The following is a 6981-nucleotide window of genomic DNA, read 5'->3' as shown; positions in this document are numbered from 1 at the left end:
TCATTAGTTCGTTGAGATGACGAGTAGTTGAGTGTTCTTCAGCCCTAAATATGGGCGCAATTTCGTAAACCTTATCAAATACGGTAGTAAGTTGTTCTTTATACAGCTGGGGGCTCTGGGCTAAAAACGCCTCTTTCTCGAAATAAGCTATTGGAAAAAGCTCTGTTCCGCCTTCAGTCGCAGTAGCAATTATTCGAGGTGTGTTGATTTCGATAAAGCGTCGGTTTACAAAAAATTGGCGTATAGCTGTCGTAACTTTATGGCGGATAATAAAGGTAGCATGCGCTTGAGTAGAACGTAAGTCTAAAATACGATTATCTAAACGTGTATCAAGATCTGCTTTCACTTTATAGGCAGGATCTAAAGGTAAATTTGCAGTTACATTATTTAATAGTTTAAGGTCAGTTGGAATCAGTTCGAAACCAGTTGGAGATCGTTTATCAATTTTGACGATACCTTTAATAGCTACCGGCATTTCATTTCTAAGAGAATTTGCCTTATCAAACAATTTTTCATCAAGTTTGGCTTTAGGAAATGTGATTTGCACTTCTCCAAAATTATCACGTAAAATAGCGAATTTTAAGCCTCCAAGATCACGAGTTTGTTTTATCCACCCGCATACTATAATTTCTTTTCCTTCAAGTGTTTCAAGATCGATTTGATCACTATAATGGGTTCGTCGCCAATTCTCAAGCTTGTCTATCTCCATGAAAGTCCCTCACATCGCTATTTATGATACCAACTAACTCTTAGCCAATTTAAATCAGCATTAATAAAATGCACAACTAATCTATTTTTTCAAAATTCTAAGAAATCTTAGTCACAAAAATGGAAAATAGAATTTTCTTATAATCCTTTTGATGAAACAGAAAAGTAACGTTTATTGCAACCTCGCAAGAAGATCCCTCAACTTGATGAGGGAGTTAATTATTTATAGTGTTTTCACTTTTACGCAGGTCTCCCTAAAAACTAAAAAGCAGTAGATGCAATATTGGTATGCAGTACACCGAGGTGTCTGGCTTGGCGTGACCGCGTAAACAAGACACAGTACCAATGAAGGTATTGTCGTTTCCTCAAGTGTCCCTTGAGGGACGGGGGCTGTTGTAGACCAGCCCAGAACTGTCGATGAGTAGGCTGAATGTTACCAACCGTGTTGGCAAAGCAGAACAGTCTATGAGGGCAGAAGCTACCTAACTTGTTAGGTGGTAGTTCACTCAAAGACAATGCGAATAGGTTCATTCGTTAGTTTTTGGACCACATCTTCAAGGGTATCCACAGATGCAGGCAGTTTTCCACGTTGTCCACGCACTCTAACTTTTTTTACTTTTGTGCCGTCTGGAAGCCAGATAGTATTAATACCTGCTATTTCAGCGGGAGCTAGCAAATCTTCAACCAACTTTCCTGTAGAGGATGAAGTTTCGAGAACACGAATCTTTTTCTTAAGATTTTGTTCAAGTTCTTTAATGACTTTCCCACGATGTCCAAGAATTGCTGACAAATCATTTTCTCCAACTAATACAATGATTAATGAACCAACCTCGACTGCACGAAAGAATGTAATATCTTTTAGTTCATTATGTCTTTGCTCCAGTTTATTAAGCGCCATTGCGACACTGATATCAACGTTAGTAAGTTCTCCTGAATCAATAAGAGATTGGCACTTACCACAGAGAATACCTGTCTGTAAACAGAAATTGCAAAAGGGTCCTTTCATGTTAACTCTCTCCCGCTACTGAATCGTCCATATCTCTTTGTGGATATTTCGAAGATATCCATTAGTCGCCTCCTCTTTCCAAGATAATCTCGATCGTTGAGGTATTAAATTCATTCCCATCTTCTGTTCTTAACATTTCTGTTCCTGTTGTTATACTTTTCACCTTAATATCCGTTAAGAATTTGTTTTTTATTATCTCTGCAACATCTACGGAGCGGCTGATTGCACGTCCTCTTGCTTTAATCAAGACTTCCTTAATATTGCCGTGAAATATAGTGATAGCTGCGAGTACATAGTTCATGACTGGTTTGGAACCGACGTATATGATGTTACTTTCTGGCATTGACGAACCTCGATTTCATGTTCGTTGTATTTGCTTTGCTCCCCGTATAGTTCAATCTATTTATCAATCTTTTGTTAAGGGGGGTTCTCATGCGAATCTCGTTGCGCAGTTCTATAGCTTTCCAGAAGGAGTTATTTTAACACTTCCGTAATCCTACTACCTTTTTGAATATGACGCCCTTTTTATCATTTCGTTAGGATACACCGCGGTTTAGGAAGACGAAAAAACGCATTATTTACGAGTAGTTAAGCAAGAAATCACCACAGCTTCAGCGTGGTGATGAGTTGCGGTAATTTGCGTTAACTTTCATCACGTGCATCGAGGGGTCTGTAGTATGAGAAAGGTATCAATAACAATTGGAGGGATCATGCGCACACTTGAAGATAAGGTGCATACTCCGATTGCATCACGACCGTTAGCAGTACCTACGGGGCGTAGGGATGTTAAGCCTGTGGAGATAAGACCTCCGTAACCCGCAAGGGGATCGAGTCTGTCGTTGAAGCAGGAAGCCTCGAGGCTTTCGCACGAGGTAGGTCACCAAATCTCAAAAAAAGTGTCCATTGCATCTTTGGTATTGACATCAAACCTCTCTTTTTTTCTTTTTTTACATGCTTATTATAATTGATATATGATTATCATAAAACTTGGAATTTCGTAAATAATTTCACGGTTTTATAAATAATCATAATATTGACATCAGAATCAGTTTTTGATTTGAAAACTTGCACAACTTTTTTAATATGTAAGCTTTTTTTTACAAATAAATAATTAAATGTGTAAATATGTAAATTCCATTTTAATGCCATGTAAACAAGAATAACGGAGGATATAACATGGCCAGCAATGTTGTTAAAATTACAGATAGACAATTACAGATCTTGAAAAAACTTTACGCTGCAGGAATCACCACTTGAGTTGATCTTCCCGCTCTAAGGTGCCTGAAAAAGCGTAAAGGTTCACACCATTGTCTTAACTCAAAATGAACTGAGTGATGAATTAAGTATAACCCGTCAGGCCCTATCCAACCACCTAAGAAAGCTAAGAGACATAGATTTTATCCGCACTGGTAGAGGCTTTATAGACCTCACAAACAAAGCCATGGAAGCCCTTGGCGAATCTGTAACTGAAGCATTCGTGTTTATACAGATCGATCCTGAACGACGAAAAGAAGCATACGACCAAATTAAGGCGTTAAGAGCACAACGGTTATTTCGGGTGACTGGATCAGAACTAGATTTGATTGCACAGGTTGGACGTGCTAAGTTAGACTCTTTTCTAAAAGACCTTGCAGCAATTTCAGGAGTTAAAAAGACTTCTGCCCATGTTATCCTTGAAACTATTATGGAATGAAACATAAAATCGTCGATATGCGCCTGGGACTGAAAATCAGTTATTTACTACTTACAATTTTTTAAGTACAATTACTTCGTGGTTCAAATTTGCAGGTCTTTTTATAAAGACATAGTCTGAAAGTACTCCTCCTGCCGTAACATCTAGAGGAAAGCGATATTAATAAAACAGATGTTTAATTTTTAAATCTCTGTTTGGTAGAGTGCTAGCGTATTTTCTCCTAAGAGATTGAGTATCATTATAAACAGATTTGTTGCAGAAATGAATTGTAACAACTATCACAAATATTTATAATGGAAACAGTGAATTTTGATGCCCTAATGGAGGCTTTATTGATTTGTTAATCCCTCTGTACATTACCCTTGCTTTGCTAATATTGATGGTACCACTTACTCTGTTTTTTAAACAGAGATTAAATTACCTAGATAAGATATATACCATTTTGAAGATCATTTGGGAAAGAACTAGTTCTAATGAAAAGGCAATCAGTTTTTTTGCGATTTCACTTATTTTAGGGTTGCTATTTGTTACAGATGGGGCGTATGAATTCAGTTGGGATAATACGGACTATTATATTTTTATTATGTTAGTCGCAGAATCAGGAAAGATTAGTTCCCATGAATATTTTCTCGGCTCAGTATGTTATAATCAACAATGTTACAGCGGACGCGCACCAGGCTATCAATTCATTGCAGTTCCATTTTATCTATTGTTTAAAGCATTAGGTGGGTCAGGAAAAGTAGGAATAAAATTTACAAGCATACTTTTCTTCGCACTTACTGCTTTTTTGGTTTTTAAGTTGGGAAAGATGTTTAGTGAACTTACCGCGAGTGTGGGGTCAATATTATTTATTTTTGGAACTTTTGTGATCGAATATGCAGTAAAGATATGGAATCACACAACTTCCTTATTCTTTGTGACCCTTTCGATATATTCCGTCTTCCTCTTCAGAGAAAACAAAAAATTACGGTATTTGTTTATCTCTGCAATGAGTTTGGGAATTGTTTTCATGGTACGGTATGATGAAGTGCTTTATGGTATTCCCATAGCTGTGTACATATCATTGATGCCTGAAAATTTAAAAAAAAGGAATTTTAGAAATCTTATGATATTTTTAAGTACAGCGTGTATTACAAGCATTCCTGTTTTTGTTTATCATTATGTGGCATTTGGCAATCCATTTACAACCCCCTATAGTTTTAGTGGAATTGCGCGTCCAGTTAATGAATCTAGTTTAGCATTATTTGAAGTAGAGAACCTCCCATACGCTCTATGGAATATGTTAATCGTGTATATTTACAAAGATACACCGTGGGGTCATGTTTTTCATTCTTCTTTAATTGAATCGTCACCTTTTTTGGTTTTTTCTTTACCAGGTGTTGTTTATCTTTATAGAAAGAAACCACAAGAATCAAAAATGCTCATACTCACATTTTTAATTATTGTTTTATTTTATGGATCATCTTACAGATGGGGATCGCTTGTAACATCCTCACCACTAGGATATTGTTTTAATGTTAGATATTTTATGGGATTGATACCATTTCTTTGTTTATCAAGTGGTGCATTTATTGAAAATCTCTTAAAAGAAGGATTGACACGTAAAGTAAATCTTGGTATTATAGCAGGCCTTGTAGGTGGAAATTTATATGCGATATATGTTGAGAAGACGTTAGTACAAGTACTCTTTCACTCATACGATAGTATAGATCTAATAGCAAGTATGAACCGGACACAACTTAATCAAATAAATCACAACTTGGCAATAACTACACTTCTTTTAGTAATGACCTATATAGTACTAAGGTATTATTCCGTTAATCTAAAAGTATTAGAAATAATAAGAGGCTTATGTTTAGCCTTTGGAGTTGTTTCTGGATTAGGAGCTATCTTAACAAACATATATGCTAATATATTCAACTATGCTTACAAGGGAGGGAGAATTTTGCCTTTTCTAGATGCACTAAGATATATTGGCATTCATATCCCTGGTTTCTTTTACTATAATTCTTTTTTACAGGTTCCCGTATTTTATTATATTATTTTCAGCCTTCCAATGTGTTATTTGATATACAATTTCGTAAAGAGAATTAAACAAGACTATTTAACCTGATTGCAAAGCCGTGGATCTCCGATCCTATAGAGTAAAGAGGATGTCAAATTTAGAATGCAAAAAGGAACGTCAAAAGATCATTTTGTGAAAATATAAGATACGATGTAAATGCATACATAATATATAGATAGATGCTCCCAGAGAGAGTTGTAACGCCAAATAACTTCCAACTCCAATTTTTTGTAAAAGAAAATAACAATTCTTTACCAATAAGAATAGCTAAGACAGGAGAGATAGGAAGTAGATATTGCCAACTGACTTTTGGATTTAGCATAAACACAATTGGCCAGAAAAGACTCCAAATGAGTAAAAATTTTTCGTTGCCATTCTCTTGCAAACTATAAAGAGTAAAAAGTCCCCAAAAACAGATGCACAAGGGTAATGCAATGAGATCTACAATACTTGTAGTGGGAGGAATGGAAACAAATTCTTGTATCAAATAGAATCCAAGTGGGAGCCCTAGAAGTACTATGAGGATTATGGGAAGCAGAATATTGAAAGTAGTTCTGTTTTGAATTCTGATACGGAACGCGTATGTTGCAATTAATAATATAATAAAAAATAAGAGAAGGTAATCTTCTCCGAATATTTTAACATAGCTAATTGGTAATGATTCGAATTGAGCCTGTTGGGTAATCAAATCTAATATTGTATAATCCACGCCGTGAGCAGAATAGCGATAGTCGGCTAACAACGCCCAAATCTTCCAAATGGCGTATACAAAATAGGGAGGGATAATCGTTAGAGCATTGTAGAACGAAAACCTTCTTTGAATGAGGCACCAAATGACAAAGATCATTGGGATTAAAATCCCTGGCTCCTTTGACAAGATTGCACAAATGCTTGAAAATGCCCCCAAAATCATTAATTTACGAGAGTTATTCATTTCGCCAGCATAATAGCCATATAGCGCTAAAGTGCCAAAAAAAGCAAGGACAACATCCATCATTATGAGACGACTCATTATGACATGTGGCGGGAATAAACTCAATATAAAGGCTGCAAATATGCCAATTGTTTCATTATAAAGCATTTTTCCAAAATAAAAGACTAAAATTATGGTTAAGGTCCCAAGAATCACTGATAACATTCTATAAGCTATGATTGACGAGCCAAAGATAAGATGAACACAAAAAAGCAGATAAGCGTATAATGGTGGATGTCCTCCCCAAGTGGGATGTTTGAAAGGATTTAGTTTTATTTCTTCTGAATGTACAATATAATATGCTTCATCCCAGACAGGCGGACCGGTTAAATTTATCATACGAATTATTAAACCAAGTAGAATAATTAGAATCAGAATTAGAAGTGTGTATTTCATTTGAAAACGAAATTTGAAAAAGTTCACGCGTATTCAGCTCTTTTATTCAAGAATTGACTTAATAAGGGCATATACAATTCTAAGACCGTCTCTAAATACTTTTATTTTAGATTTACCATGTTTTCGTTCAACTTCTTTTT

At 35.7% G+C, this 6981-nt stretch carries 7 protein-coding genes; 3 read left to right on the top strand and 4 right to left on the bottom strand.

Annotation, left to right across the window (positions count from 1 at the left end; all coding sequences use genetic code 11):
* The 3 genes from QVB70_RS01560 to albA form a co-directional block, all read right to left on the bottom strand.
* Window positions 1-709 (bottom strand): amino acid--tRNA ligase-related protein (locus tag QVB70_RS01560; RefSeq protein ID WP_287582699.1); only part of this gene is annotated, 709 nt, incomplete at its 3' end.
* 501 nt (window positions 710-1210) lie between these two features.
* Window positions 1211-1714, bottom strand: coding sequence for a KH domain-containing protein (locus QVB70_RS01555; RefSeq protein ID WP_287582697.1), 504 nt, complete (start codon window positions 1712-1714; stop codon window positions 1211-1213).
* A gap of 61 nt (window positions 1715-1775) precedes the next feature.
* Window positions 1776-2057: a DNA-binding protein Alba gene (gene albA, locus QVB70_RS01550; protein WP_287582696.1), complete on the bottom strand. Its 282-nt coding sequence runs from the start codon at window positions 2055-2057 to the stop codon at window positions 1776-1778.
* Window positions 2058-2391: 334 nt separating this feature from the next.
* On the opposite strand from albA, the gene QVB70_RS01545 reads away from it, so the two are divergent.
* The 3 genes from QVB70_RS01545 (at window position 2392) to QVB70_RS01535 (ending at window position 5520) form a co-directional block, all read left to right on the top strand.
* Window positions 2392-2529, top strand: a complete 138-nt coding sequence (locus tag QVB70_RS01545) for a hypothetical protein (protein WP_287582694.1) — start codon at window positions 2392-2394, stop codon at window positions 2527-2529.
* 626 nt (window positions 2530-3155) lie between these two features.
* Complete coding sequence (locus QVB70_RS01540; protein WP_287582692.1) at window positions 3156-3407, top strand: hypothetical protein; 252 nt, start codon at window positions 3156-3158, stop codon at window positions 3405-3407.
* Window positions 3408-3849: 442 nt separating this feature from the next.
* Window positions 3850-5520, top strand: a complete 1671-nt coding sequence (locus tag QVB70_RS01535; RefSeq protein ID WP_287582691.1) for a glycosyltransferase family 39 protein — start codon at window positions 3850-3852, stop codon at window positions 5518-5520.
* A 49-nt stretch (window positions 5521-5569) separates the two neighbouring features.
* Here the strand turns inward: QVB70_RS01535 and QVB70_RS01530 are convergent, their stop codons facing one another.
* Entirely contained in the window at window positions 5570-6784 is a 1215-nt protein-coding gene (locus QVB70_RS01530; RefSeq protein WP_287582689.1) for a glycosyltransferase family 39 protein, read from the bottom strand.
* Window positions 6785-6981 lie beyond the last annotated feature (197 nt).

Source organism: Candidatus Borrarchaeum sp., from assembly GCF_019058535.1.
Classification (GTDB): domain Archaea; phylum Asgardarchaeota; class Sifarchaeia; order Borrarchaeales; family Borrarchaeaceae; genus Borrarchaeum; species Borrarchaeum weybense.
This window is presented reverse-complemented; position numbering and strand designations above follow the sequence as displayed.

What these genes read in the sequence shown, in the direction of transcription:
- QVB70_RS01555 (WP_287582697.1), bottom strand. Translation starts at nt 1,714, where the DNA reads ATGAAAGGACCCTTTTGCAATTTCTGTTTACAGACAGGTATTCTCTGT.
- albA (WP_287582696.1), bottom strand. Translation starts at nt 2,057, where the DNA reads ATGCCAGAAAGTAACATCATATACGTCGGTTCCAAACCAGTCATGAAC.
- QVB70_RS01545 (WP_287582694.1), top strand. Translation starts at nt 2,392, where the DNA reads ATGAGAAAGGTATCAATAACAATTGGAGGGATCATGCGCACACTTGAA.
- QVB70_RS01540 (WP_287582692.1), top strand. Translation starts at nt 3,156, where the DNA reads ATGGAAGCCCTTGGCGAATCTGTAACTGAAGCATTCGTGTTTATACAG.
- QVB70_RS01530 (WP_287582689.1), bottom strand. Translation starts at nt 6,784, where the DNA reads ATGATAAATTTAACCGGTCCGCCTGTCTGGGATGAAGCATATTATATT.